This is a genomic window from Curtobacterium sp. MCPF17_003 (assembly GCF_003224385.1).
Classification (GTDB): domain Bacteria; phylum Actinomycetota; class Actinomycetes; order Actinomycetales; family Microbacteriaceae; genus Curtobacterium; species Curtobacterium flaccumfaciens.
Genome location: NZ_QKLC01000002.1, coordinates 266,862 through 291,826 on the forward strand (window position 1 = coordinate 266,862; position 24,965 = coordinate 291,826).

Here is a 24,965-nt window from a genome sequence, read left to right on the forward strand (position 1 = left end):
GACGCTCGCGCGCCGATCGGGCCAGCACGGCCTGGTCAGCGGACGGCCGCGCGACCCAGCTCGATGAGCTCGGTGATCAGCTCGCCGTAGGACACGCCCGACGCCGCCCAGCAGCGCGGGTACATCGACAGCGGCGTGAAGCCCGGCATCGTGTTGACCTCGTTCACGACGAAGCCGTCGTCGGTCAGGAAGCAGTCGACACGGGCCAACCCGGAACCACCGATGGCCTCGAACGCGCGGGCACCGATGGAGCGGATCTCGTCGGTTTGGTCGTCGGTCAGCGGTGCCGGGCAGAGCAGCGACTCGTCGCCGCCCAGGTACTTCGACGCGAAGTCGTAGAAGCCGTCCTCGGCCACCACGATCTCGCCCGGCAGGCTCGTGCGCGGCACACCGTCACGCCCCTCGAGCACGGCGACCTCGACCTCGCGGCCGACCACACGGGGCTCGACGATCACCTTGGAGTCGTGCTCGAACGCCAGGTCCATGGCGGCACCCAGCTGCGAGGGCTCGTCGACGCGTGAGACACCCATGCTCGACCCGGCGCGAGCCGGCTTGACGAACAGCGGCCAGCCGTGCGCGGCGATCGTCTCGGCGACGTCCACCGGGTCGGCCGCCCACTGCCGGCGGAGCACGGTGGTCCACGGTGCGACCCGCAGCCCGGCGTGCTCGAGCACGGCCTTGGCGACGTGCTTGTCCATCGCCAGGGCGCTCGCGAGCACGCCGTCGCCGACGTACGGCAGCCCGGCGATCTCGAGCAGGCCCTGGATCGTGCCGTCCTCGCCGAAGGGGCCGTGCAGGATCGGGAACACCACGTCGACCGGGATCGCCGTGACCGTGCCGTCGGGGTGGGACACGACGAGTTCGTTGGTGGCCGGCGAGGTCGGGAACGCGATCCGCGTGCCGTTGTCGGGCACGGTGGGCAGCGCGCCGTCGCGGATGGTCCACTGCGCCGGGTCGTCGGACTGCAGCGTGAAGGCACCGTCCTGGGTGATCCCGATCGGCACGAGGTCGTACTCGGCCCGGTCGACGACGTCCATGATGCCGCCGGCGGTCACGCAGCTGATCTCGTGCTCGCTCGAGCGACCGCCGAAGAGCACGGCGACGGTGGTCCTGGGCATGGGGGTTCCCTCGGGGATCGTGGGCACGGGAGTCCCTTCGTGACTCGGTGCGGGACCGGTCACTCGCCCTGCGGCTCGTCGGTCTCGGTGAGGTGCGGCGCGATGTTGCGCGGATCGAGCCTACCGGCGAGGACCTCGCCGACCTGGCTGACGATGGGCATGTCGACGCCGTTCGCCGCGGCCAGCTCGAGGATCGGTGCGACCGAGGCCAGCCCCTCCGCCGTCTGGTTCATCTGGCGGACGACCTCGTCGAACCGGTAGCCCTGGCCGAGCAACCGCCCGGCGGTGTTGTTCCGCGACAGCGGTGACTGGCACGTGGCGATGAGGTCGCCGAGGCCCGCGAGCCCGGACAGCGTGGACGACTGCGCGCCGAGCGACACCGCGAAGTCGGTCATCTCGGCGAGGCCGCGCGTGATGATCGAGGCCTTGGTGTTCTCGCCGTAGCCGACCCCGTCGACGATGCCGATCGCGACGGCGATGAGGTTCTTCAGCACGCCGCCGAACTCGGTGCCGATGACGTCGGTGTTGATGAACGACCGGAAGTACGGGTTCGTCGCGACTGCGGCGACCTCGGTGGCGGTCTCCAGCGAGGACGACGACACCACGGCAGCGGTCGGCTGCCGTCGGGCGATCTCGAGCGCCAGGTTCGGGCCACTGGCCACCGCGATGCGGTCCTGGTCGATGCCGAGGCCCTGCAGCAGGACCTCGCTCATCCGCAGTCCCGTGCTCTTCTCGACGCCCTTCATCAGGCTGACGACCGGCACGTCCGCGGGCAGCAGCTCGCGGATCGCGGCGAGGTTCGAGCGCAGGGTCTGCGAGGGCACCGAGACGTACACCTGCGAGGCGCCGTCGAGCACGCGCTCGAGGGACGTCGACGCGGTCAGGGTGCGGGGCAGGTTGATGCCGGGCAGGTAGTCCGAGTTGCGCTTGGTCTCGGTGATCTCGCGGGCGACCTCGGGGCGGCGGGCCCACACCACGGTGGACGCACCGCCCTCGGCCAGCACCTTCGCGAACGTGGTGCCCCAGCTGCCGGCACCGATCACGGCCACCCGGGGCTTGTCGGTCGACTGCATGACCACCCGGATCGCGGCGGTGTCGAAGGCCCCCGGAGCCGCGGCGGCGGGGTCGGGTCGGTCGTCGTGGGGTCGGAGGTCACTCAAACCGGCCGGTCTCCTTCTGGTTGTTCGCCGCCGGGTCCCAGCGGGTCGCGGGTGCCCGCTCGCCACGGAGCACCTCGAGCAGCGCGGTGATCTCGCGCATGACGAGTTCGGTGGCCGCGCCGAGCATCTGCTGGTCGATCTGCCGGCCGCGGTACGCCGACAGGTCGACCGGGTCACCGATGATCACGTCGACGCGGGACGGCGGGAACAGCCGGAGCTTCTTGCCGTACCGCGCCATGATGTTCTGCGTGCCCCAGTGGGCCATCGGGATGAGCGGCACGTCGTTCTCGAGCGCGATCCGCACCGCACCCGTCTTGCCGCGCATCGGCCACAGGTCGGGGTCGCGGGTGAGCGTGCCCTCGGGGTAGACGATGATCGCCCCGCCCTGCTCGACCAACGAGCGTCCGCCCCCGAGCGGGTCGCTCAGGCGCGTCCGGCCGGAGCGTTCGACCGGGATCTGTCCCATGCCGGACATGAGCTTGCCGACCACGGGGACCTTGAACAGCGACGCCTTCGCGAGGAACCGCGGCGCCCGCTTCGAGATGTACACGGCGGTGCCCACGACCAGGGGGTCGATGTTCGTGAAGTGGTTCGGCGCGAGCACGAACGCACCCTCGGCCGGCAGGCGGTTCGGGCCGTGCCAGTGGTAGCGCGCCGAGAACCGGAACGTCGGGATGACGATCGAGGCGACGATCCGGAACGCGGTGTTCAGCTCACCGCGGCGCCACCGGCGCCCTCGCACGGGGAGGCCGGTCGTGACCTGCGCGTCGGAGCCGCCACGGGCCTCCAGACCGTCGCCCTTTCCTGCAGCCCGCACTGCGCCTATCCAGCGAAGTCGAAGTCGGCGCCGAGCTTGCGCAGCTTCGGGATGAAGTGCTCGTAGCCGCGGCTGATGATGCCGACGTTGGTGATGTGCGACTCGCCGTCGGCGGTCAGCGCCGCGATGAGGTGGCTGAACCCGCCGCGCAGGTCGGGGACGCGGACGTTGGCGGCGTGCAGCTTCGTCGGACCGGTGATGACGGCGGCCTGCTCGAACGGGCGGCGGGCGACACGACGGTCGTGGCCGGGCAGCCCCTCCTTGTGCACGACGATGTCGGCACCCATCTCGTTCAGGGCGTCCGTGAAGCCGAAGCGGTTCTCGTAGACGGTCTCGTGCACGATGCTCCGGCCGTCGGCCTGCGTCAGCGCGACGACGAGCGGCTGCTGCCAGTCCGTCATGAAGCCGGGGTGCACGTCGGTCTCGATGACCACGGGCTTCAGGGTGTCCAGCTCGCGGTAGAACCGGATGCCGTCCTCCTGGATGTCGAACCCGCCGCCGACCTTGCGAAAGACGTTGAGGAACGTCATGAGCTCCTGCTGGTTCGCACCCTCGACGAAGATGTCGCCGTTCGTGGCGAGCGCGGCGGAGGCCCAGCTCGCGGCCTCGTTGCGGTCGTTGATCGCGCGGTGCGTGTAGCCGCGGAGCGACTCGACGCCCTCGATGAAGATGACGCGGTTCGGCTCGACCGAGACGATGGCGCCCATCTTCTGCAGGATCGCGATGAGGTCCATGATCTCGGGCTCGATCGCGGCGTTCCGCAGCTCGGTGACGCCCTTGGCGAGGGTCGCCGAGAGCAGGACCTGCTCGGTCGCGCCGACGCTCGGGTACGGCAGCTCGATCGACGCGCCCTTCAGGCCGTCCGGGGCCGTCAGGTGGATGCCGTTGACCTGCTTGTCGACGACCGCACCCATGGCGCGGAGGGCGTCGAGGTGGAAGTCGATCGGGCGGTCGCCGATGCGGCAGCCGCCGAGGTCGGGGATGAACGCCTCGCCGAGCTTGTGCAGCAGCGGACCGCAGAACAGGATCGGGATGCGGCTCGAACCGGCGTGCGCGTCGATCTCGGCGAAGTGCGCCGACTCGACCCGCGACGGGTCGAGGATGAGTTCGCCTCGTGCAGGATCGGTGATGCGCACGCCGTGCACCTCGAGCAGCCCGCGGACCACCTTGACGTCGGAGATGTCCGGCACGTCACGGAGGATCGACGGGGTGTCACCGAGCAGCGACGCCACCATGGCCTTGGTCGCGAGGTTCTTCGCCCCACGGACCTCGATGCGTCCCACGAGCGGCTTGCCCCCGCGGATGACGATCTCGTCCGACTTGAGGCCCACGCGCGCCCCTGCGGCCGCTGCGTCCTGTACGAGAGAGTTCACTACTTCACCGGCAATGTCTTCGGCCGCCAACTGGAGCGGCGGGATTCGAACTCCGTGATCGAGGTCTCGTCACGGAGGGTGAGCCCGATGTCGTCGAGCCCTTCCATCAACCGCCAACGAGTGTAAGCGTCGATCTCGAAGGGGACGTCCACATCCCCCAGCGACACGCGCTGCGTCACGAGGTCGACCGTCGCCTCGATGCCCGGGTTCGCCTCGATGGCGGCCCACAGACGCTCGACCTCCGGTTCGGTCACGATCGCCGTGACCAGGCCCTGCTTGCCGGCGTTGCCCTTGAAGATGTCCGCGAAACGGGGTGAGACGACCACCGTGAAGCCGAAGTCGCGGAGCGCCCAGACGGCGTGCTCGCGGGACGATCCGGTGCCGAAGTCCGGCCCGGCGACGAGCACACGGGCACCCTGGTAGCGCTCCTGGTTCAACACGAAGTCGGGGTCCTGCCGCCAACCGGCGAACAGGGCGTCCTCGAAGCCGGTCTTGGTGACGCGCTTCAGGTAGACCGCGGGGATGATCTGGTCGGTGTCGACGTTGGACCGCTTGAGCGGCGCGGCGATGCCGGAGACGGTGGTGATCTTGTCCATCAGAAGGTCCCCTCGGTGGCGGTGGCGGACGTCGCCGCCGCGATCTCGTCGTCGGTCTCCAGGTCCCACGGGCTGGACAGCGTGCCGCGCACCGCGGTGGCCGCGGCGACGAGCGGCGACACCAGGTGCGTGCGGCCGCCCTTGCCCTGGCGACCCTCGAAGTTGCGGTTCGAGGTGCTCGCGCAGCGCTCCCCCGGTGCCAGCTGGTCCGGGTTCATCCCCAGGCACATCGAGCAGCCGGCGAACCGCCACTCGGCACCGAACTCGGTGAACACCTGGTCGAGCCCCTCGGCCTCGGCCTCGAGCCGGACCCGCGCGGAGCCGGGCACGACCATCACCCGGACGCCGTCGGCCTTGGTGCGGCCCTTGATGATCGACGCGAAGGCCCGCAGGTCCTCGATGCGCGAGTTCGTGCAGGACCCCATGAACACCGCGTCGACGGCGATGTCCTTCATCGGGGTGCCGGCGGTGATGTCCATGTACTCCAGCGCGCGGCGAGCAGCGGCCTGGTCGTTGGGGTCGCTGTAGGCGGCCGGGTCCGGCACGCTCTCGGACAGCGAGACGCCCTGGCCGGGGTTCGTGCCCCAGGTGACGAAGGGCTCGAGCTCGTCCGCGTCGATGAACACCTCGGCGTCGAACACGGCGTCGTCGTCGGTGGCGAGGGTCTCCCAGTACGCGACGGCGTCGTCCCAGTCCTGACCGGTGGCCGCGTGGTCGCGGCCCTGCACGTAGTCGTAGGTGGTCTCGTCGGGGGCGACCATGCCGGCGCGGGCACCGGCCTCGATCGACATGTTGCAGATCGTCATGCGGCCCTCCATCGAGAGCGCGCGGATCGCGGAGCCGCGGTACTCCAGCACGTAACCCTGTCCACCGCCGGTGCCGATCTTCGCGATCACGGCCAGGATGATGTCCTTCGCCGTCACCCCCGGGCGCAGCGTGCCCTCGACCGTGATCGCCATCGTCTTGAAGGGCTTGAGCGGCAGGGTCTGCGTCGCGAGGACGTGCTCGACCTCGGACGTGCCGATGCCGAACGCCATCGCGCCGAAGGCCCCGTGGGTGCTGGTGTGCGAGTCGCCGCAGACCACGGTGATGCCGGGCATGGTCAGGCCGAGCTGCGGACCGACCACGTGGACGATGCCCTGCTCCTTGTCGCCCAGGGAGTGCAGCCGGACGCCGAACTCCTCGCAGTTGCGACGGAGGGTCTCGATCTGGATCCGGCTCGTCGGGTCCGCGATGGGGCGGTCGATGGCGAGCGTCGGGGTGTTGTGGTCCTCGGTCGCGATCGTCAGGTCGAGGCGACGCACCGGACGCCCGGCCTGCCGCAGGCCGTCGAACGCCTGCGGACTCGTCACCTCGTGCACGAGGTGGAGGTCGATGTAGAGGAGGTCCGGGTTGCCGTCCTCGCCCTTGACCACGACGTGGTCGTCCCACACCTTCTCGGCGAGCGTCTTTCCCATGAGCTCAGCCCTCCTCGTCCTCGTCGTTGCGCCGCGACCGCGGCCCGATCAGGCGACTCTACCATTGGTATACCAACGCGGGACACCCGGCCCGCCGCAGGCCCGGCACCCCGCCACGGCGTGGCCTGGAGGCCCGTGGCGACTCCCCGAGACCCGTCGCGGTGGGAGGATGGTGACGCCATGACGACACCTGCGCACTCGACCCGGACCATCAACCTCGAGGGCGCGGCACGCGCCGCGATCGCCGGTGGCGCACCGCTCGCGCTGCTCATCGCCCTCGGCATGCCGGGGTACGCCGCCTTCGCCATGTTCGCCGGGTTCACCGCCATCTTCGGTGCGACCGAGCCCTACCGGCAGCGTGCCGTCACCACCGGTGTCGCGGGTGCACTGCAGGCGCTCTGCATGTTCGCCGGCATCGGGGTCGGGCTCGTCGGGTCGCCGCTCTGGCTGCAGGCCGTGGGTCTCGTCGTCGTCCTGGTGGTCGCGGTCTGCACCCTCTCCACGCTCCGGGCGATCCCCGCGCAGCCGATCTTCCCGGTGTTCGCGTTCGTCGTGTCCGCACTCGTGCCGATGCGCCCGGCGGACGTCCCGCTCGTCACGACGATCATCGTCTGCTCGGTGGTCTGGGCCTGGCTCGTCGCGATGTCCGGTGCGGTGCTCCGCCGGTTGTTCCACCCGCACGCCCCGCACCGGTTCCGCCCGCTGGCCGACCGCAAGCACCGGTCGCTCGCGGTCCTGCGGACACCGGCGCTGTGGGAGACCGTCGCGCTCAACGTCGTCGGGTCACTCGTCGCCGGTGCCGTCGCGGAGTCGATCCCCGGGCTCGGGCACCCCTACTGGGCGGTCATCGCGGTGGTCTCGACCCTGCCGGCGATCCGCCAGCGGCACACCGTGGTCCGCGCCGGGCAGCGTGTGGTCGGCACGATCGGCGGCACGGTCATCGCGGTCGGCATCCTGCTGCTCGAGCCGTCGGCGTGGTGGATCGTCGTGCTGGCCGTCGTCGGGCAGTTCTTCGCCGAGATCTTCGTCGCCCGGAACTACGCCGTGTGCCTGCTGTTCCTCACCCCGCTCGCCCTGGCGGTGTCGTGGTTGAGCCTGCCCGAGGCACCCCAGCTGCTGGCGCTCGACCGCATCGCGCAGACCGTCCTCGGTGCCGTGGTCAGCGTGGGGCTGCTGCTCGTCGGGCGTGCGATCGAGCGCCGGCGTGGCCGTGCCCTGGGTGCGACGAGCGCGATCCGGACCGTCTGAAGCGCCCGGTCGTCCCGGGCGTACCGGGTCGAACCGGGCGTACCTGGTCGAACCGGGCATACCGGGTCGAATCGGGCGTACCGGGTCGAAACCGGGCGTACCTGGTCGTTCGTTTCGACCAGGGACGCCCGATTCCGCCTGCCATCGCGCGTGACAGGGGAAGGAACGGGCGCAGACGGCGGACGGGAGGCCCGTGGCGGCGCCGCCACGGGCCTCCCGTTCGTCCGTGGTCGCGATCACCGCGTCCGTCGCGGTCGCGAGCCCGTCCGGCCCACCACGGCGTCAGTCGCGCGGCTGGATGTTCCAGGCGTCGATGACGGGGCGGCCGTGCTCGTAGCCGAGGATGCTGACCGAGGCGGTGCCGAGCTTCAGCACGGCGCCGTCCTGCGGCGCGAGCCGGATCCACGCGGCACCGAGCGCCCGCAGCACGTGGCCGTGGGCGATGAACACGGCGTCGTGGCCCTCGGCGAGCACCGGACGGGCACGGTTCAGGATGCGCTCGACGCGGACCCGCACCTCGGCGGCGTTCTCACCGGGGGTGTCACCGGCGGGGACCCCGTCGGTCCAGAGGTCCCACGGCCCGTGGCGCAGCACCTTGATCTGCGGGGTGGTGAGGCCCTCGTACGCGCCGTAGTCCCACTCGTACAGGTCCTCGTCGAGCTCCGGCTCGACGCCGATCAGGTGCGCGGTGTCGCGGGCGCGCTGCAGCGGGCTCGACAGCGCCAGCGCGAACGACCGGTCCCCGAGGTACCGGCCCGCGCGCTTCGCCTGCTCGACACCGTTGTCGGTGAGCGGGATGTCGGTGCGGCCGGTGTGCTGCCCGCTCTTCGACCACTCCGTCTCTCCGTGACGGACGAGGACGAGTTCGCCGGGGCGTTCCGAGGTCATGAGTTCCTTCCGATCCAGAGGCCGAGCGCAGCTGCGCCGACCGAGACGACGAGCATCCCGAGGCCGTTCAGGACGGCGAGCCGGGTCTTGCCGGATCGGAGGAGCTGTACGGTCTCGACGCTCGCCGTCGAGAACGTCGTGTACCCGCCCATCATGCCCGTCCCGAGCACAGCGACCGTCGAGGCGGGGATGGTGCCGGCCTGCCCGAGGCCCGTCAGGACCCCGAGCACGAGCGATCCGGACACGTTGATGAGCAGGGTCCCGACCGGGAACCCGGCGAACCGCGAACCGGCGACGCGGCCCTTCACGACGCCGTCGAGCACGAAGCGCAGGGCGGCGCCGGCTCCCCCGCCGACGGCGACCAGGACCAGTTCGGCCGGGCTCATCGGGCGTCCTGCAGCGGTTCGGGGCGGGTGCGGGGCCGGGTGGCCGCGGCGACCCACAGACCGAGGACGACAGCGACGAGTCCGAGCACGACCGACAGCAGGGCGAACCCGCTGCCGGCCGTCCAGTGGCCGAGGTCGAGCAGCTGCGCGGTGTCGTCCGCGAGCGTGCTGTAGGTCGTGAAACCGCCGAGGACGCCGGTGCCGACGAACAGCCGGACCGCGCGACGACGACTGACGTCCGGGCCGCGGCGTGCGAGCGCGTCGAGCAGGAACCCGAGGCAGAACGCCCCGACGACGTTGATCACGAGGATGGTCCAGCTGATCCCGTCGTGCGCGGGGAACGCCGTGGCGAGGAGTGCGCGGACGGCCGTCCCGATCGCGCCGCCGAGGGCGACGAGGGCGACGAGCCTCCAGCGCAGGTGCGGTGGGCGTTCGGCGTGCATCGTGCTCCCGTCGCGAGGCGATCGTCCCCCGGACGACGGGGTCGATCCAGGCTAGTCGAGACGACGAAACCCCCGCCGAGCCGGAGCTGGACGGGGGTTTGCGTACTGGTGACCCCAGCGGGATTCGAACCCGCGTTACCGCCGTGAGAGGGCAGCGTACTAGGCCGCTATACGATGGGGCCGTTCCGACAACTCGACAAGTATTGCACAAGGCTCGCATCCGCACCAAAACGGGGCGTGTCGCCCGGGTGTGCCGCCGTGTCGGAGCTGGCATACGGTGGATCGATGACGGCCGACCACGACGCGATCGCAGCGCCACGACACGTCGGCGGCAGCCCCTCGGCGACGGTCCGGATCGGCCTGTCCGGGTGGCAGTACGACGGCTGGCGTGGGGACTTCTACCCCGAGGGCCTCGCGAAGCGGCGGTGGCTCGAGCACGTGGCGTCGCGGTTCCCGACGGTGGAGCTGAACGGATCCTTCTACTCGCTGCAGCGTCCGGCGCGCTACCGGGCGTGGCGTGCGGCCTCGGGCGGGCAGCCGTTCCGGTTCGCGGTCAAGGGCGGCCGGTACGTCACGCACATGCTGCGGCTGCGGAACGTCGAGACCGCGCTGGCGAACTTCTTCGCCTCGGGTCCGCTGGAGCTCGGGGACACCCTCGGACCGGTGCTCTGGCAGCTGCCCGAGCGCCTGCTGCCGACGCCGGAGGTGCTCGACGCGTTCCTCGGGGTGCTCCCCCGGACGCACGGTGCGGCCGCTGAACTCGCACGCCACCACGACGACAAGGTCACCGAGGAGCCGGACGGTCTCGTGGAGCCCGAGGAACCGGCGTGTTCGATCCACCACGCGCTCGAGGTCCGGGCAGCCGGCTTCGGCGACGAGCACCTCGACGTGCTGCGCCGACACCGCGTCGCCCTCGTCGACTCGCACGCCGGCGACTTCCCCCGCTTCCGGGCGGACACCGGGGCACCGCTCGCGTACCTCCGGCTGCACGGTGCACCCCGGACCTACCACGACGGGTACTCGCCCCGGGCACTCGGCGGGTGGGCGACGACGGTCCTCGAGCACGCCGAGGCCGGCCGTGACGTCTACGTGTACTTCGACAACGACGCCGAGCGGCACGCTCCGTGGGACGCCCTGACGCTCGACCGCCTGGTCGCGGCGCGACTGCGCCGGCGGGCGCCCGACCAGTGAGCAGAAGAAGCCGGGTGCGTGGACGCGACCCGTCGCGTTCTGCTCACTCGGTGACGGACGGGAGGCCCGCGGCGGCGCCGCCACGGGCCTCCAGGCCGCGCAGCGCAGCCCTAGAGCGTGAGCGACTCCCCCGGGCGCAGCACGACGAGCGACCCGGCGGGCTCGACGGCCTCGCGGAGCCGCCCCGTGTGCATGCCGAAGCCGACCTCGGACAGGGTGGCCTCGTGGATCGGGTACGCGCGGGACGGCGCGATCGCGGCGACGTAGTCCATCATCTCGGCGACCTTGAGCCACGGCGCCCCGACGGGTGCCGCGAGGACCTCGACCGGAACGCCCGGGTCCGTGTAGGAGTCGCCCGGGTGGAACAGCCGGCCGTTCACGAGCACGCCGGTGTTGTCGACGATCGGCACCGAGGCGTGGATCAGCTGGTGCCGCGTGCCGTGGAAGGTGAGCGCGAAGGGGCCGACCGTCCGGTGGTCGCCGTCCGTGACGACGTCGACGGTGATGTCCACCTCGGCGAGCGCCGCGCGGACCCCCTCCGGTCCGATGACGACGGCACCGGGGTTCGCGTCGAGGATCCGGCGGACCTGTTCGGGGGTGACGTGGTCCGGGTGCTCGTGCGTGACGACGACGGCGACGACCCCGGTGGCGTCGACCGGTCGGGTGAAGTTCCCCGGGTCGAGGACCAGGCGGGCGTCACTCTCGGCGATGACCTGGCAGGCGTGTTCGAGTTTGGTGACCTCCATGCGGGCGACCCTACGCGGCACCGTGCGGGCAGGGCCCCGTGGTCGCGCGGACGACCAGGTGCGCGGGTGCCGCCGCGATCGGGCCGGCGACACCGCCGTCGACCTCGGCGAGCACCGCCCGTGCAGCGGTCCGTCCGTGCGCCACCGGGTCCTGCGCGACGGTGGTGAGTCCGACCGTGGCGCCGTACTCGTGGCCGTCGATCCCCATCACGGACACGTCCTCCGGTACCGCGAGACCGGCTCGGCGCGCGGCCAGCAGGACACCGAGGGCCATCTCGTCCGAGGCGCAGAGCACTGCCGTCGGTCGTTCCGACGCCGGCTCGGCGAACAGCCCGGCCCCGGCGGCGGCACCGCCGGGGAACGAGAAGCGGCCGTCGAGGGACCACCGTTCCGGCACGGCCTGTCCGCCCGACCGCACGGCGTCGAGGAACCCGTCCCGCCGCAGGTGCGGCACTGCGACGTTCATGCCGGCCTCGTCCTGCCCGCCGACGTAGGCGATGCGCCGGTGGCCGAGTCCGTGCAGGTGCTCGACCGCGATCCGGGTGACCTCGCGGTCGTCGACGCCCACGTTGCGCAGACCCGGTGCGGGGCCGCCGATGACGACCATGGGGTGCCGACTGAGTTCGAGCTCGGCCCGTTCGGTGGCGTCGAGCACCAGGGAGAGCAGCACGAGGCCGTCGACCCGGTGCCGCAGCATCGAGCGTCGGAACGCCCGGTCGCGGTCGCCGCCCGGGCCGCCGAGGTTGTAGAGGACCAGGTCGTACCCGGCCCGGCGGAGCTCCGCGTCGACGCCGCCGAGCGCCTTGACGTAGAACCAGCGATCGATGACGGGCACGACCACCCCGACGGCGCGCTGACGACCGGTGGCCAGGCCGGCCGCTGCCGAGCTCGGGACGTACCCGAGTTCGTCGGCGACCCGCCGCACCTGCTCGATCGTGGTGTCGGCCACGTTCGACATGCCGCGGAGCGCCCGCGACACGGTGGACTTCGACAGCCCCGTGACGGTCGCGATCTCCTGGATCCCCATCGGTGCGACCCGGGAGGCCCGTCAGCCGTCCGTGCCGTGCGTCACGTCCGCCGGTGCGTCGGGTCCACCCCGTCGGTCCGCCACCGCGGGCACGCCGCGGTCCGCCCTGCGTTCCGGCACCCGTGCGGTGCGCGCCGGCCGTCGTGCAGCCGGTGCGACCTCGTCCCAGCCGGCGTGCTGGTGCACCCGTCCGTCCGCGCCGGGTCGGGGCCGGCGACCGGTGGGGTCGGTGACCGACGTGTGCACCGGGGCCACCGCGGGCGCAGCACCGACGCCCCGGGGCACGGATCCACCCGTGCCGTCCTGCGCCGTGGTCCGGCGGAGGACGGCGACCCGCCACCGGTCCAGGGCGACGACGCCGAGCACGCACACGAGCAGGGTGAGCGCCCAGCCGAGCGCCGGTCGCCCGGTGAGCTCGCAGAACACCGTCACGCCGAGGAACAGGACGCCGAACATGCCGACGAAGCCGATCGACTCCTCGATGTGGGCGGTGGGACGGGTGGGTCCGCGCTGGGCCATGGTCGTCAGCCCTTCACGCCGCCGGCGGTGAGCCCGGCCACGATGCGTCGCTGGAAGATCAGGACGAGGACCACGAGCGGGATCGTGACGATCGTGCCGGCGGCCATCACCGCCGTGTAGGGCTCCTGGTGCGGCTGCGACCCGGCGAACGAGGCGATCGCCACGGTCACCGGCTGTGTCGCGTCGCTCGACAGCTGCGACGAGATGAGGTACTCGTTCCAGCTCGAGATGAACGCCAGGATCGCCGTGGTGAACACCGCGGGCGCCGCGAGCGGCAGGATGATCCGCCGGAACGCCTGCACCCGGGTGCACCCGTCGATGCGGGCTGCTTCTTCCAGGTCCCACGGCATCTCGCGGAAGAACGACGCGAGCGTGTACACGGTCAGCGGCAGCACGAACGAGATGCTCGGCAGGATGAGCGCCTGGTACGACCCCATCCACCCGATGTCGGTGAACAGCTGGAACAGCGGCGAGATGAGGGCGACGCCGGGGAACATCGACGCGGCCAGGATCGCGCCGGCGATGAGGGACTTGCCGCGGAACTCGAGCCGGGCGAGCGCGTACGCCGCCGTGGTGCCGACGAGCAGGGCGATGATCGTCACGACCCCACCGATGAGCAGGCTGTTGAGCAGTGCCCGTCCGAGGTGGTTGCCGAGCGAGGTGGAGAACGCCGTCGCGTAGTTGTCGAGCGTCACGTGGGTCGGCCACGGGGTGGCGTCGAACGTGAAGCCGACGTCACGGAAGCTCGTGACCACCATCCAGTAGAACGGCAGGAGGCACCACACGGCGATGACGACGGCCTGCAGGGCGGTGCGGATCCGCGGCCCGGTGTCCCGGCGCACGCGCACCTCGGTGCGGTCGACGGCGCGGTCGCGGCGCACGGCCCCGGACCGCGGACGGTCTGCTGCGAGCGTCACTTGAGTTCACCCTTCTGCTGGGCGGCCTGCGTCTGGACGACGTTGGCGCCGAGGAACCGCACGAACAGGAACGCGACGACGAAGATCACCAGGAAGGTGAGTGTCGACAGCGCCGACGCGGAGTTGAAGCCCTGCCGGATCTGTTCGACGACCAGGATCGACAGGGTCGTGGTGGCGTTGCCGGAACCACCGCCGCCGCCGGTGAGGATCGCGGGCAGGTCGTACATGCGCAGCGCGTCGAGCACGCGGAACAGGATCGCGACCATGAGCGCGGGCTTGATGAGCGGCAGGGTGATGAGCACGAACCGTTGGAAGGTCGAGGCGCCGTCCATCTTCCCGGCTTCGTAGACCTCCTCCGGGATCAGCTGGAGCCCGGCCAGGATGAGCAGCGCCATGAACGGCGTGGTCTTCCAGGTGTCGGCGATGATGACCGCCCACCGGGATGCCCACTCGCCGCTGGTCCAGAGGATCTGGTGGCCGATCACCTGGTTCAGCACGCCGTTCGCGTCGAAGATGAAGTACCAGAGCTTCGCGGTGACGGCCGTCGGGATCGCCCACGGCACCAGGATCGCGGCACGGACGAGGGCGCGGCCCTTGAAGTTGCGGTTCATGATGATGGCCATCCACACGCCGATCACCGTCTCGGCGAGCACGGTGACGACGGTGAAGAAGAACGTGTTGCCCATCGACACCCAGAACTGCGAGCCGAGGCTGCCGGGCGGGCAGGTGACCTCACCGCACCGCTGGCCGAGCCAGTGCACGTAGTTCGTCACGCCGGCGAAGCCGCCCTCGACGAACAGGCCGGTCGCCTTGTCGAGTCCCTGGTCGAGCTGGAACGACTGGATGATCGCGCTGACCAACGGGTACCCGATGACGACCGCCAGGAGCGCGATCGTCGGGCCGATGAGGTAGACGGCCCAGCGGCCGTGCTCGGCGTTGAGTCCGCCCTTGCGCCGCTGGCGCTTCGGTTCGAGCCCGGTCGGGTTCGGGATGGCTGCGGGGATCTCGGTTGCTGCTGACACGTGTCGGCCTCCTTGCCGGGGGTGTCGGAACACAGGTGGGAACGGAGGGGAGGCCCGTGGCGGACCCGCCACGGGCCTCCCCTCCGACGCGGCGTGAGCCGCTGTGTGTCAACTGCTGGTCGCGGCCGTGAGGGCGTCCTGCATGTCCTTCATGGCTTCGTCGACCGACTTCGATCCCTTGAGCGCCGCGTAGGTGTTGTCCTGGATCGCCTTCGTCACCGCCGGGTAGAACGGCGTGACCGGGCGCGGCTCGGCCGACTCGATCGACTTGAGCAGCGTCGGCAGGTAGGGCAGCTCCTTCGTCAGCTCGGGGTCGGTGTACAGGTCACCGACGACCGGGGCGAGCGAGCCCTGGGTCGCGAAGAACTTCTGCGTCTCGTCCGAGGTCAGGAACTCGAGGAAGTCGTGCGCCGTGGCCTTGTGCTTCGAGTACACGCTGATCGCCGCGTTGTGCCCACCGAGCGTGGAGGCACCGACGCCGTCGGCACCGGGGATCGGCGCGATGCCGAAGGTGTCCTTGACCTTCGACGAGCCGTCGGTCTTGGCGAGGCTGTAGACGTACGGCCAGTTGCGCAGGAACAGGAGCTTGCCGTCCTCGAACGCGGTGCGGCCCTGCTCCTCCTGGTAGGTGATCGCCTCGGCCGGGATGTTCCCGTCCTCGAACGCGTCCACCAGGTTCTGCAGGCCGGCCTTCGCCTTGTCGGTGTCGACGTCGGGTGCACCGTCGTTGCTGAGCACCGAACCGCCGGAGCCGTTGATCGCCTCGGAGGCGTTGACGGTGAGTCCCTCGTACTTCGCGAACTGCCCCGCGTAGCAACCGATGCCGGCGTCCTTCGCGATCTTGCAGTCGTCCATCATCTCCTTCCACGTGGTGGGAGGCGTCTTGACGAGGTCCTTGCGGTAGTAGAGCAGGGCGCCGTCCGAGGTCTGCGGTGCGGCGTAGAGGGTGTCGTTGTAGGTGGCGGTCTTCACCGTCGACGGCAGGAGCTTCGAGGTGTCGAGCTCCATGTCGCCGGTGAGCGGGGTGAGCCACTTCTTCGCGGCGAACTCGGCGGTCCAGACGACGTCCACGTCGACGACGTCGTAGTTCTCGTCCTTCGCCTGGAAGTGCTGCACGAGGTCGTCGTGCTGCTGGTCGGCCTGGTCGGACTGTTCCTTGAAGGTGACCTTCTCGTCCGGGTGGGCCTTGTTCCACTTCGCGATGAGCGGACGGACGACGTTCGAGTTGTCCTTGCCCTGCACGTAGGTGATGGGTCCGCGGCTGTCCTGGCCGCTCTTGGCGTCGTCGTCCGCCGAACTGCCGCTCGAGCAGCCGGTCAGCACGAGCCCGATGACCGCGACCCCCGCAACGGACGCGAACCGCACCCTGGCGCGTGTTGTCTTCACAGCGTTGTCTCCTCGTTGAGATCACCAGGACGGCTCGGTCGGATCACGACACCGCTGGCCTGGAGCAGGCGACACTGCCTGCTGGAGGAGGAAGCTACGCCCGGTCCAGCGGGAGCGCAACCGGTTGCATCGGTTCCGTGACCTGAGCGTGACCCATGAGGTTCCCGTGGCTTCCTGGGTGAGCGCTCACCCCCGTCGGGGGCACACGCACCGCACTGCGGAACCCCGCACGAACCCCGCCACTGCTGGTCCGGTCCGTTGTCCGGACACCGCGGGCGGTCGTAGCGTCCCGACCATGACCCTGCAATCCTCCGTCACCGTGCCCGGCCCCCGTCGGGTCGTCAGCGTCGACCTCGACGCACCGCTGCCGCGCCTGGTCGCCGACGAGTCGGGTTCCTCCGCGCTCGTCGTCGGCTACCGCGACGGCTTCCCCGTCACCACCCTCGACGTGCTGCTCACCGCTGACCCGGCCGACGCCGCCCGCGCGATGGAACCCCTGGTGGACGGCCTCGCACGGACCTCCGGTGCGACGGAGACCCCGATCCCCGACCTCGACCTCCCGCTCATCTCGATCGTCGTGTCGACCATCGTCACCCGGGTCGAGGACATCCGGAAGCTGCTCGACTTCCTCGAGCACCTCGACTACCCGCGGTACGAGGTCATCCTCGTCGACAACCGCGTGAAGCTGCCCGAGGTCGACGCCCTGCCGGGGCTGCTCGAGGGCCGCGACGTCCGGCTGGTCACCGAACGCCGTCCGGGCTGCTCCGCCGGTCGCAACGCCGGGGTCGCCGCGGCGCACGGCGAGATCATCGCGTTCACCGACGACGACGTCCGGGTCGACGCACAGTGGCTCCGGTCCATCGGCACGCGCTTCGTCCGCGAGCCCGAGGTCGCCGCGGTCACCGGGATGATCCTGCCCGTCGAGCTCGAGACCCCCGCGCAGATCTGGTACGAGGCGTACTACGGCGGCTTCAGCGGCGAGCGCACCTTCCAGCCGGTGACGATCGTGCCGGACGACGTCCCCGGGGTCATGCGTCACGCGCAGGCCCGGGCCGTCCGCCCCGACGGCTCGGTGCAGAAGCACTTCGCCGTGTACGGCATCGGCGGCTACGGTGCCGGCGCGAACTGGGCGGTCCGACGTTCGGCGTTCGACGCCGTCGGCGGGTTCGACCCCGTGTTGGGTGCCGGTGTGCCCGCCCGCGGTGGCGAGGACCTGGCGATCTTCATCGACATCCTGTGGAGCGGTGGCCGGATCGGCTTCGAACCCCGCGCGGTCGTGCACCACCGGCACCGGCAGGACCTCGCCGGGCTGCACGGGCAGCTCCACTCGAACGGCGTCGGGTTCACGGCGCTGATGTGCGAGCTCATCGCGAAGGACCGCCGGCACGCGCTCGTGCTCGCGCGGCTGATGCCCCGGGCAGGCAAGATCAAGCTGAAGCAGCTGGTGTCACGACTGGCCGGCCGGCGCGACGCCGCGGCCGAGAGCATCACCGAGGCCTCCACGACCCGGATCCCGCGCTCGCTGGCGTACCACGAGTTCCGCGGCTTCCCGGCGGGTCCGGCGGCGTACTTCCGCAGCCGTCGGTTCTGGCGCGAGGTCGAGGAGGGCCGTTTCCGCCCCTAGGCGGCGCGCAGGAGACGTCCGTCCCGGTGCGTGCGGTACGCGCGGTGCGATCGGTGCACGCGGAGTGCGGTCGCCCGCACCGCGGTCACCCGCGCCGCGACCGCCCGACGACGTACCGCCACGGTCCGCCCAGCGCCGCCACGAGCTCGACGCGCTTGAGGCCGGCCGTCGCCTCGCGGAACGCGTCGTCGACCGGCCACCCGCCGACGGCGTCCACCGCGGCGGACACCTCATCGGCGCCGCCGCCGCCCTGTCCGAGCGCCCCGAGCTGCCGCAGCGCCCCGACCGCCCGACGGAGCACGGCCAGTGCGGTGCGCGGTCGCAGCATGAGCTTCGTGACCCACGCACCGAGGCCGGTGCCGTAGCCGAGCGCCTGCGAGCGCAGCGCCGCACGGTCCGGCCGGTGCTTGTGCCAGACGACGGCCGACGGCTCCACCGCGAGCGCGCCGCCGGAGAACAGCACCCGGGTGAACAGGTCGGGGTCCTCGCCGGCGCGGGCCAGGGTGCCCGGGCCGAGCGCGACGTCGAACCCGCCCAGGGCGAGCGCGGCCGAACGACGGAGCGACATGTTGGCACCGGTGCCGAACGCGCCGACGGAGAACGGGAACAGCGGCAGGTCCGCCGGCGGCGCCGACGTGCGGAACACCCGGCGGTCGGTGTTGCGCGCCCAGGTCACGCGCTCGTCGAAGTACCGCTGCGTGGGGGTCCGGAGTTCGCCGCTGGGCACGAGGCCGGTCACGCAGACGACGTCCGCGTCGCGGGCGTAGGCGTCGGCGAGCGCTGCGAGCCAGTGCCGGTCGACGACCACGTCGTCGTCGACGAAGGCGACCACGGCCCCGGACGCGAGGGCGAGTCCGGCGTTCCGTGCGCGCGAGACGCCGGGTCGGGCCTCCAGGACGTACCGCAGGCGCGGGTCCGCGAGCGACGTGACCACGTCGCGGGTGGCGGTGGTGGTGGGCGCGTTGTCGACGACCAGCACCTCGAAGTCGTCGTGCTCGGACGCGAGCACCGAGCGCACGCAGCGACGCAGGTCCTCGGGCCGGTCGCGGGTGCCGATGACGACGGAGATGCGTCCGACCGGCGTCCCCGCGGGGGCGGCCGGGAGGCCCGTGGTGCGCAGGGCGCGCAGGGCCGGTCCCAGCTCGGCCGGGTCCACGCCGCCGTCCGCGTCGACGCTGACGTCGACGAACCCGGCGATCTCGCGTCCGTCGCGGACGAGCAGGCGGGCGCGGCGGAAGCCGGTGGGGCCGGCGAGTTCGACGGCGGACGCGGCGAGCGCCTCCTGCCGGTCGACGGCGCCGACCCAGGCCGCGCCGGCCCAGGCGGGCACGTCCGGGGACGGCATCGCGGGCGTGAGCGTGAGCACGCGGGTGGTGGTGGCCTGCTGGTCGGTCATGGTCCGATGCTCCGGTGGGGCCGCTGCAGGGTCAACGGCGGCCGCCCGCGGTTGCGGCGACGGTCGTCCGACTTGCGGTTTGCCGCCAGCACACGCCCCTGGACGGTAGGATCGTGAGGACGACTCGGCGGCAGCACGCCGGGCACGAGGAGGACGCATGTCGATGGGCCCCGCCGACGAGCTCGGCGCCGTGCTCCCCTCGGAACAGAGCGTCTTCGTGGTCGACTCCGTGACCTGCGTCTGCGGCCACGTGCAGGACGCCCACGAGCACTACCGTCCGGGCACGGACTGCGCCCTCTGCGACTGCCAGAAGTTCCGCAAGAAGCGCTGATCAGGCGCTTCGAGCACTGATCGATCAGGGGGCGGTGCGGGAAACCGCCGCTTCCCCGCAGACGGGCACGGGTCGCCTTGTCGGCCCCGGAACGCCGCGGTTAGCGTCGCGTCCATGGCCATCTCCCCCGCGGTCCCCGCGTGCATCGTCCTCGCCCACGAGGACCCGGCACACGTGCGCCGACTCGTCGAGGCGCTCGACCCGTTCCCGGTGTTCCTGCACTGCGACGCGCGCACCCCCGAGACGGTGTTCCGCGCCATGACCGACGGACTGCCGGACCGTGTCCGGCTGCTCCCCCGCATCCGGACCGGCTGGGCGCGCTGGGAGAACGTCGCCGCCGAGGTGTCCGGCTACCGGGCAGCCCTGGCCGAGACCGACGCCTCGCACGTGGCCGTGCTGACCGGCAGCGACTACCCGCTCGCGAACCCCGCCGAGATCACGACCCTGCTCGAGGCGCACCGCGAGGAGTCGTTCATCTCGGTCAACCCGCTGCCGTTCGCGCCGTGGGGCCGTGACGGCGGCATCTCCCGCATCCGGTTCCGGCACTGGGCGTGGCGGAAGCACATGCTCCGGCTGCCGGTCCCCCGCCGCGTGCCGGCGAACGTCTCCTTCGCCGGGGGCTCGCAGCTCAAGGTCCTCGCCCGCCGGCACGCCGCCGCCGTCGTGGACACCGTCGACCAGCGCCCCGACCTGGTCCGGTTCTGGCAGCGCACCTGGGTCGCCGACGAGACCTTCGTGCCGTCGGTGCTCAACTCGCCGTCGCTGACGCCGGGGTTCGCCGACGAGCACGTCTCCCAGCCGCTCTGGTGGATCGGGTGGGACGGCACCGCGCGGAAGAGCCCGCCGTGGTTGACCGTCGCCGACGCGGGGCAGCTGCTCGAGCGTCGGACGGACGCGGACGTCGAGGTGCAGCACCTGTTCGCGCGGAAGTTCTCGACCGACCGGAGCGGTGACCTGCTCGACGTCGTGGACGCCGCCTTCGGGCTGCGCCAGGGCGAGGCGACGGCGACGGCGCGGCAGGGCGCGGCAGGGGTGGTCGCGCCGTGAGCTTCCCCCCGCAGACCCGCCGCGAGGCCCGCGCCGCGCGCGAGGCCGAGTCACCCGCGCCCATCGCCCCGGAGCCCATCGCACCCGAGGCCATCGCCCCGGAGCCCATCGCACCCGTGCCCGAGTCGCTCGACACCGGGTCGGTCGCCGTGCGGAAGGGTGCCTCCGTCCTGTTCGGCCGCGGCCTGCTGTACGTCGTCGTCTGGTCGATGCAGCTCGTCGTCTCGTCGCTCATCTCCCCGGTGCTCGCACACCTCATGCCGCCGGCCGAGTTCGGCGTGCTCGCCTCGGCCATCGCCCTGTACCAGGCGCTCGTCGTCCTGGCCGTCCTCGGCATCGACCAGGCGTCGGTGCTGCAGCGGGCCGAGGACGGCGACGACCGCCGGGCGCGCGGCCTGCTCGCCGTCGGCATGGTCACCGCGATCGTCGTCACCGTCGCGGCGCTCACCACGATCCCGGTCTGGGCCGACGCCGCCGGCTTCGTCGGCAACCACCCGCTGCTCCTCGTCGCGGTGCTCTGGACCGGCCCCGCCGCCATCGTGCAGATCTCCCTGGCGCTGCTCGTCGCCCAGGACCGCATCCGGGTCTTCGCGGTCACGAGCCTGCTGTCCTCGATCGGCGGCTCGGTCATCGGCCTCGGGCTCCTCACCTGGGTGCAGGCCGACGCGACCACCTACGCGTGGGGCGGCGTCGTCGCCCAGGGCGTGGCGATGGTCATCGGCGTCGCGGCGACCCGCCCGCGTCTCGCCGGCCTGTTCGACCGCAAGACCACGGCACGGGCGTTCCGCCTCGGCGTGCCGATCGCCCTCGGCAACCTGTCGTACTTCGTGCTGAACGCCGGCGACCGGATCGTCGTCCAGCGGCTGCTCGGCCCGGACGAGGTGGCCCGCTACCAGATCGCCTACGTCGTCGGCTCGGCCGTCATCCTGCTCCTGACCTTCACCAACCAGGCGTGGGCGCCGCACTTCGCCGCCCTCCGCGACCCGGTCGCCCGTCGGCAGCTCGCGATGCACTCCCGCGACGAGCTGTACAAGATGCTCGGACCGGTCCTGCTCGCCGTGACCCTGGTGTCACCCGTCGCGCTGCCGATCCTCGCCCCGGCGTCGTACCGCGTGCAGGAGCTCTCGGTCGTCGTCTTCGTCGTCGCGATCACCGCGTTCCCCGTCGTCGCCAGCGGCGCGACCGGACGCCTGCTCCTGGTCGAACGCCGCGGTGTCGCCGTCGGGGTGATCGCCGCGGTCGCGGGCGCCGTGAACATCGGCGCGAACCTCGTGCTCGTGCCCGTGCTCGGCATCGCCGGCGCGGGCCTCGCCACCGTGGTCGCCTACGCGATCCTGGCCGCCATGCAGCTGCTGGCCCTGCCCGACCGCCGTGAGTGGCGCGGGCCCGGGCCCCGGATCGTCCTGACGACCCTCGCCGCGCTCGTCGTGGCCGCCGCGTCCCTGCTCCTGCCGCAGGACGTCCTCTGGAACTGGGTCCGCATCGCCGGGGTGGTCGCCTGCCTCCCCTGGTTCCTCCGCCGACTGAAGACCGCAAGGGGTGGTGTCTCGTGAGACCGCGACAGGCTGCACACGACGGCTCCCGCCGACTCCGCGTCGGCGTCCTGGTGACCGGACTCGCCATCACCGGCGGACTCGAACGCTGTGTGCTCGAGGACACCCGTGAGCTCGTCGCCGCCGGCCACGAGGTCGAGGTCTGGCACCGGAACGCCCAGTCCCCGCGCGCCGCCGAGGGCCCGCCGCCCTACGAGGCGATGGGCGTGAAGCTGGTGGAGGCCACCGACTACCGGTTCGGGATCACGACCGCGCTCCGCGACGCCTGGCGCTTCGCCCGCGAGGGGCTGCGGATCCGACGATCGCACCTCGACGTCCTCTGGTTGAACCGGCCCGAGTACCTGCCGTTCGGCCGGGTCGCATCGCTCGTCTCCGGAGTCCCGCTCGCGGTGCACCTGCACCACGCGCCGAACTACCGGCGGCTCGGACCGATCGCCGGTGGCCGCACCCGCTACTTCGCCGTCTCGCACGCGATGGCGCGCGCCTGGGCGGAGTCCGGCGTGCCGACGGACCGCATCACGATCGTGCCGAACGGCGTCGACACCGACGCGTTCCCGGCCGCGACCCCGGCGTCGGTGCGCGACGCCCGCGCGGCACTCGGCATCGCCGAGGACACCCCGACGGTGCTCTACTACGGTCGGCTCACCCGGTCGAAGGGCGTGCTCGCCCTCCTGGAGGCGTGGGGTCGCGTCCGCACGGCCGCTGCGGCACGCGTACCGGTCACCACTCCCCCCGTGGCCGGTCCCGCGGCGCCCGCGCCGCTCCTCGTGCTGGCCGGTGCGCTCTACGCGGAGGAGGCGGACGCCGTGCACGCCGCGATCGACGCGCTCCCCGCCGGTTCCGTGCTCGTGCTCCCCGAGCGGGACGACGTCGTCCCGCTCCTGCACGCCGCCGACGTCGTGGTGGCGCCGTCCATCGAGCCCGAGGGGTTCGGGCGGGTCGTGGTCGAGGCGATGTCCGCCGGCCGTCCCGTCGTCGCGGCCGCATCGGGCGGCACCGGGGAGATCCTGTCGGGTGACTGGGCGCGGTACACCGTCGACCCGGCGGACCCCGACGCACTGGCGGAGAAGCTGCTCGACACCCTCGACGAAGCCGAACTCGACCCGTCCCTCGCCGCACGGTGCCGCGCGTGGGTTCGTGACCGCTACGGGCGCGAGCCGCACGTGCGAGCGCTGCTGCTGGCACTGCTGGCACACGCCCGGCGCTGACCGGGTCGGCCCGGCGCCGTCCGTGCGCGCCGGGCTCGATGGCGCCGGCGCGCGCCGGTGTGCGCCGAGGCGCTGCGGGCTCGACGGGGTCGGTCCGCGCCGGGCTCGGCGCCGTCAGCCGGCGGTGGGTTCCGTGGACGGCAGCGTGGCCTGGGGGCTCTCGCCGTCCGCGGGCACGTCGATCGTCATCCAGTCGACCAGGAGCGACCCGGCGGCGTCCCGGGGCGGCAGGCCCTCGAGGGACCCCGTCTGCACGACCAGGTGCATGCGTTCCACGGGGATGTCCTGCGTGGTGCTCCCGACGACCTCGTCGTCGACCAGGAACGACATCCGCGAGGGCGTCCACTCGATCGTGTACGTGTGCCAGTCAGCCAGCGACGCGTCGGTCTCGTGGTGGATGCACTTCTCGGCCGGGTCGACCAGGCAGTGCACGTTGAGCCAGGCGGGCGCACCGAGCGCACCCTCGGGGAAGTCGATCTCGCCGTGCGCCCAGACGTTCTCGTCGCTCCAGAGCAGCACCGCCACCCCGTACCCGTCGACCTCGTCGCTCTTCATCCGGATGCTGTAGCGCCCGGAGGTCTGACCGCCCCATCGTCCGTCGACGAGCGGGACGACCCCGCCGGCGAGCGGGGTGCCCGCCTTCGTCGTGCGCAGGTGCATGTCGAGCATCCCGTCGTGGGCGCTCAGCGTGGACGCCTGGTACCGACCGGTCCCCGCGGTGTCCGCGAAGCCGTGGTAGACGGTGAACCGGTCATCGTAGGCCGCCTCGAACCCGCCCGACGGGGTGGTGTCGTCGAAGTCCTCGGAGAACACCCGCTTCCAGCCGTCACCGTCGCCGGTCGGCATCGCGACCCCGCTGGGTCCGGGACCGACGGACGTCGTGCCGGTGGTCGCCGCTGCGACGGCACCGACCGCGACCACCAGGGCCGCGGCCACGATCGCGACCCGTCGTCCTCGTGTCCGGAGCGGGGTGCGGTGGCGGGAGGCGCCGAGGCCGTGCGCGGGTGCGGCACCGTGCGCGGCGGCCGACTGCTCGGCGACCGGGCGGGGGCCGTCCTCGTCCGGGGTCACCCAGCTGCCCATGCGCGGACCTCCGAGAGACCGACGTTGATCGTGCTGTTCGACACCCCGGTCGTGGTGAACCGCACCCAGGTGACGTTCCGGGCGGTGAAGTCGACCGTCCGGGCACTGCCGTCGTTCGGGAGCTCGCCCACGGCGACCTGGCTGCCGTCCGAGAACGTCAGCGTGCCGCTCGTGATCTGGTCGTCGCTGTTCGGACGGTCGTGCAGGACGATGCGCTGGAGCGCGACCGGGGCGGCCCAGTCGAGCTGGATCCAGATGCCGGTCCGTCCCCAGGGCACGGCCCACTCGGCGGTGTGGTCGACCGGGTGGCCGGACACCACGCCGTCGACGGCCTTCGCGACGGTCTGGCCGTCGGCCGGGTTGTCGGCGATCGCCGTCGGGGTCGCCGAGCCGGTGACGTCCCGCAGGCCCTGTCTCTTATACACATCT

The 24,965-nt window shown here is 71.9% G+C and carries 24 protein-coding genes, 1 tRNA gene and 1 pseudogene; 7 read left to right on the forward strand and 19 right to left on the reverse strand.

Features of this window, described 5'->3' with window-relative positions; all coding sequences use genetic code 11:
- Positions 1-35: 35 nt before the first annotated feature.
- The 6 genes from DEJ30_RS03855 to leuC all read right to left on the reverse strand — a co-directional run bounded on the left by DEJ30_RS03855 (position 36) and on the right by leuC (position 6,521).
- Positions 36-1,118, reverse strand: a complete 1,083-nt coding sequence (locus DEJ30_RS03855; RefSeq protein WP_071244873.1) for a D-alanine--D-alanine ligase family protein — start codon at positions 1,116-1,118, stop codon at positions 36-38.
- Positions 1,119-1,177: 59 nt separating this feature from the next.
- Complete coding sequence (locus DEJ30_RS03860) at positions 1,178-2,191, reverse strand: NAD(P)H-dependent glycerol-3-phosphate dehydrogenase (protein WP_110859161.1); 1,014 nt, start codon at positions 2,189-2,191, stop codon at positions 1,178-1,180.
- Positions 2,192-2,270: 79 nt separating this feature from the next.
- A complete protein-coding gene (locus tag DEJ30_RS03865; RefSeq protein WP_110859115.1) occupies positions 2,271-3,095 on the reverse strand; it encodes a 1-acyl-sn-glycerol-3-phosphate acyltransferase in 825 nt (274 codons plus the stop codon).
- 5 nt (positions 3,096-3,100) lie between these two features.
- Positions 3,101-4,468: a UDP-N-acetylglucosamine 1-carboxyvinyltransferase gene (murA, locus tag DEJ30_RS03870; protein WP_110859116.1), complete on the reverse strand. Its 1,368-nt coding sequence runs from the start codon at positions 4,466-4,468 to the stop codon at positions 3,101-3,103.
- The gene (leuD, locus tag DEJ30_RS03875) at positions 4,468-5,064 is read right to left on the reverse strand and encodes a 3-isopropylmalate dehydratase small subunit (RefSeq protein WP_110859117.1); all 597 of its coding nucleotides are present in this window, start codon (positions 5,062-5,064) and stop codon (positions 4,468-4,470) included. The genes murA and leuD overlap by 1 nt, the downstream gene beginning before the upstream one ends.
- Positions 5,064-6,521 carry a 3-isopropylmalate dehydratase large subunit gene (gene leuC / locus DEJ30_RS03880; RefSeq protein WP_110859118.1) on the reverse strand — a complete coding sequence of 486 codons (1,458 nt, stop codon included), beginning with the start codon at positions 6,519-6,521 and terminating at the stop codon, positions 5,064-5,066. Before leuC ends, leuD begins: the two co-directional genes overlap by 1 nt.
- Before the next feature lie 180 nt (positions 6,522-6,701).
- Between leuC and DEJ30_RS03885 the strand changes: the two genes are divergently transcribed.
- Positions 6,702-7,769, forward strand: a complete 1,068-nt coding sequence (locus DEJ30_RS03885; protein ID WP_110859119.1) for an FUSC family protein — start codon at positions 6,702-6,704, stop codon at positions 7,767-7,769.
- A 282-nt stretch (positions 7,770-8,051) separates the two neighbouring features.
- Here the strand turns inward: DEJ30_RS03885 and DEJ30_RS03890 are convergent, their stop codons facing one another.
- The 4 genes from DEJ30_RS03890 to DEJ30_RS03905 form a co-directional block, all read right to left on the reverse strand.
- Complete coding sequence (locus DEJ30_RS03890) at positions 8,052-8,657, reverse strand: histidine phosphatase family protein (RefSeq protein ID WP_027465908.1); 606 nt, start codon at positions 8,655-8,657, stop codon at positions 8,052-8,054.
- Entirely contained in the window at positions 8,654-9,043 is a 390-nt protein-coding gene (gene crcB, locus DEJ30_RS03895; RefSeq protein WP_110859120.1) for a fluoride efflux transporter CrcB, read from the reverse strand. Before crcB ends, DEJ30_RS03890 begins: the two co-directional genes overlap by 4 nt.
- Positions 9,040-9,486 (reverse strand): CrcB family protein, encoded by a 447-nt coding sequence (locus tag DEJ30_RS03900; RefSeq protein ID WP_110859121.1) that lies wholly within the window; start codon positions 9,484-9,486, stop codon positions 9,040-9,042. Before DEJ30_RS03900 ends, crcB begins: the two co-directional genes overlap by 4 nt.
- 106 nt (positions 9,487-9,592) lie before the next feature.
- Positions 9,593-9,668 (reverse strand) — tRNA-Glu (locus DEJ30_RS03905).
- A 103-nt stretch (positions 9,669-9,771) separates the two neighbouring features.
- Here DEJ30_RS03905 and DEJ30_RS03910 point away from each other — a divergent pair.
- On the forward strand, positions 9,772-10,677 hold the full coding sequence (locus tag DEJ30_RS03910; RefSeq protein ID WP_110859122.1) for a DUF72 domain-containing protein: 906 nt from the start codon (positions 9,772-9,774) through the stop codon (positions 10,675-10,677).
- A gap of 110 nt (positions 10,678-10,787) precedes the next feature.
- On the opposite strand, the gene DEJ30_RS03915 is transcribed toward DEJ30_RS03910, so the two are convergent.
- The 6 genes from DEJ30_RS03915 to DEJ30_RS03940 all read right to left on the reverse strand — a co-directional run bounded on the left by DEJ30_RS03915 (position 10,788) and on the right by DEJ30_RS03940 (position 16,294).
- Complete coding sequence (locus tag DEJ30_RS03915) at positions 10,788-11,423, reverse strand: MBL fold metallo-hydrolase (RefSeq protein WP_110859123.1); 636 nt, start codon at positions 11,421-11,423, stop codon at positions 10,788-10,790.
- Positions 11,424-11,433: 10 nt separating this feature from the next.
- On the reverse strand, positions 11,434-12,450 hold the full coding sequence (locus DEJ30_RS03920; RefSeq protein ID WP_110859124.1) for a LacI family DNA-binding transcriptional regulator: 1,017 nt from the start codon (positions 12,448-12,450) through the stop codon (positions 11,434-11,436).
- Positions 12,451-12,471: 21 nt separating this feature from the next.
- Positions 12,472-12,969 (reverse strand): hypothetical protein, encoded by a 498-nt coding sequence (locus tag DEJ30_RS18045; RefSeq protein ID WP_181419990.1) that lies wholly within the window; start codon positions 12,967-12,969, stop codon positions 12,472-12,474.
- Between the two features lie 5 nt (positions 12,970-12,974).
- Positions 12,975-13,811 (reverse strand): carbohydrate ABC transporter permease, encoded by an 837-nt coding sequence (locus tag DEJ30_RS03930; RefSeq protein WP_375231865.1) that lies wholly within the window; start codon positions 13,809-13,811, stop codon positions 12,975-12,977.
- 71 nt (positions 13,812-13,882) lie between these two features.
- Positions 13,883-14,908, reverse strand: a complete 1,026-nt coding sequence (locus tag DEJ30_RS03935) for a carbohydrate ABC transporter permease (RefSeq protein WP_110859126.1) — start codon at positions 14,906-14,908, stop codon at positions 13,883-13,885.
- Between the two features lie 108 nt (positions 14,909-15,016).
- Positions 15,017-16,294: an ABC transporter substrate-binding protein gene (locus DEJ30_RS03940; RefSeq protein WP_110859127.1), complete on the reverse strand. Its 1,278-nt coding sequence runs from the start codon at positions 16,292-16,294 to the stop codon at positions 15,017-15,019.
- Positions 16,295-16,589: 295 nt separating this feature from the next.
- Between DEJ30_RS03940 and DEJ30_RS03945 the strand changes: the two genes are divergently transcribed.
- The gene (locus tag DEJ30_RS03945; protein ID WP_110859128.1) at positions 16,590-17,918 is read left to right on the forward strand and encodes a glycosyltransferase; all 1,329 of its coding nucleotides are present in this window, start codon (positions 16,590-16,592) and stop codon (positions 17,916-17,918) included.
- 85 nt (positions 17,919-18,003) lie between these two features.
- On the opposite strand, the gene DEJ30_RS03950 is transcribed toward DEJ30_RS03945, so the two are convergent.
- Positions 18,004-19,314, reverse strand: coding sequence for a glycosyltransferase family 2 protein (locus tag DEJ30_RS03950; protein ID WP_110859129.1), 1,311 nt, complete (start codon positions 19,312-19,314; stop codon positions 18,004-18,006).
- Positions 19,315-19,471: 157 nt separating this feature from the next.
- Here DEJ30_RS03950 and DEJ30_RS18050 point away from each other — a divergent pair, with 157 nt between their 5' ends.
- The 4 genes from DEJ30_RS18050 to DEJ30_RS03965 all read left to right on the forward strand — a co-directional run bounded on the left by DEJ30_RS18050 (position 19,472) and on the right by DEJ30_RS03965 (position 23,453).
- A complete protein-coding gene (locus tag DEJ30_RS18050; RefSeq protein ID WP_181419991.1) occupies positions 19,472-19,645 on the forward strand; it encodes a hypothetical protein in 174 nt (57 codons plus the stop codon).
- A gap of 114 nt (positions 19,646-19,759) precedes the next feature.
- The gene (locus tag DEJ30_RS03955) at positions 19,760-20,692 is read left to right on the forward strand and encodes a beta-1,6-N-acetylglucosaminyltransferase (protein WP_110859130.1); all 933 of its coding nucleotides are present in this window, start codon (positions 19,760-19,762) and stop codon (positions 20,690-20,692) included.
- Complete coding sequence (locus DEJ30_RS03960) at positions 20,689-22,245, forward strand: lipopolysaccharide biosynthesis protein (protein WP_110859131.1); 1,557 nt, start codon at positions 20,689-20,691, stop codon at positions 22,243-22,245. Before DEJ30_RS03955 ends, DEJ30_RS03960 begins: the two co-directional genes overlap by 4 nt.
- On the forward strand, positions 22,242-23,453 hold the full coding sequence (locus DEJ30_RS03965; protein WP_181419992.1) for a glycosyltransferase family 4 protein: 1,212 nt from the start codon (positions 22,242-22,244) through the stop codon (positions 23,451-23,453). Before DEJ30_RS03960 ends, DEJ30_RS03965 begins: the two co-directional genes overlap by 4 nt.
- Positions 23,454-23,567: 114 nt before the next feature.
- Here the strand turns inward: DEJ30_RS03965 and DEJ30_RS03970 are convergent, their stop codons facing one another.
- Positions 23,568-24,536, reverse strand: coding sequence for a glycoside hydrolase family 16 protein (locus DEJ30_RS03970; RefSeq protein ID WP_110859133.1), 969 nt, complete (start codon positions 24,534-24,536; stop codon positions 23,568-23,570).
- A pseudogene (locus DEJ30_RS18055) lies at positions 24,521-24,965 on the reverse strand (hypothetical protein); the annotation flags it as partial. The pseudogene DEJ30_RS18055 and the gene DEJ30_RS03970, both read right to left, overlap by 16 nt.

Bases quoted from the DNA above. Each gene is read 5' to 3' on its own strand.
- DEJ30_RS03855 (WP_071244873.1), bottom strand. From the start codon at position 1,118: ATGCCCAGGACCACCGTCGCCGTGCTCTTCGGCGGTCGCTCGAGCGAG.
- DEJ30_RS18045 (WP_181419990.1), bottom strand. From the start codon at position 12,969: ATGGCCCAGCGCGGACCCACCCGTCCCACCGCCCACATCGAGGAGTCG.
- DEJ30_RS03890 (WP_027465908.1), bottom strand. From the start codon at position 8,657: ATGACCTCGGAACGCCCCGGCGAACTCGTCCTCGTCCGTCACGGAGAG.
- leuD (WP_110859117.1), bottom strand. From the start codon at position 5,064: ATGGACAAGATCACCACCGTCTCCGGCATCGCCGCGCCGCTCAAGCGG.
- DEJ30_RS18050 (WP_181419991.1), top strand. From the start codon at position 19,472: ATGTCGATGGGCCCCGCCGACGAGCTCGGCGCCGTGCTCCCCTCGGAA.
- DEJ30_RS03970 (WP_110859133.1), bottom strand. From the start codon at position 24,536: ATGGGCAGCTGGGTGACCCCGGACGAGGACGGCCCCCGCCCGGTCGCC.
- DEJ30_RS03860 (WP_110859161.1), bottom strand. From the start codon at position 2,191: ATGCAGTCGACCGACAAGCCCCGGGTGGCCGTGATCGGTGCCGGCAGC.
- DEJ30_RS03950 (WP_110859129.1), bottom strand. From the start codon at position 19,314: ATGACCGACCAGCAGGCCACCACCACCCGCGTGCTCACGCTCACGCCC.
- DEJ30_RS03885 (WP_110859119.1), top strand. From the start codon at position 6,702: ATGACGACACCTGCGCACTCGACCCGGACCATCAACCTCGAGGGCGCG.
- DEJ30_RS03900 (WP_110859121.1), bottom strand. From the start codon at position 9,486: ATGCACGCCGAACGCCCACCGCACCTGCGCTGGAGGCTCGTCGCCCTC.
- leuC (WP_110859118.1), bottom strand. From the start codon at position 6,521: ATGGGAAAGACGCTCGCCGAGAAGGTGTGGGACGACCACGTCGTGGTC.
- DEJ30_RS03920 (WP_110859124.1), bottom strand. From the start codon at position 12,450: ATGGGGATCCAGGAGATCGCGACCGTCACGGGGCTGTCGAAGTCCACC.
- DEJ30_RS03955 (WP_110859130.1), top strand. From the start codon at position 19,760: ATGGCCATCTCCCCCGCGGTCCCCGCGTGCATCGTCCTCGCCCACGAG.
- crcB (WP_110859120.1), bottom strand. From the start codon at position 9,043: ATGAGCCCGGCCGAACTGGTCCTGGTCGCCGTCGGCGGGGGAGCCGGC.
- DEJ30_RS03915 (WP_110859123.1), bottom strand. From the start codon at position 11,423: ATGGAGGTCACCAAACTCGAACACGCCTGCCAGGTCATCGCCGAGAGT.
- DEJ30_RS03945 (WP_110859128.1), top strand. From the start codon at position 16,590: ATGACCCTGCAATCCTCCGTCACCGTGCCCGGCCCCCGTCGGGTCGTC.
- DEJ30_RS03910 (WP_110859122.1), top strand. From the start codon at position 9,772: ATGACGGCCGACCACGACGCGATCGCAGCGCCACGACACGTCGGCGGC.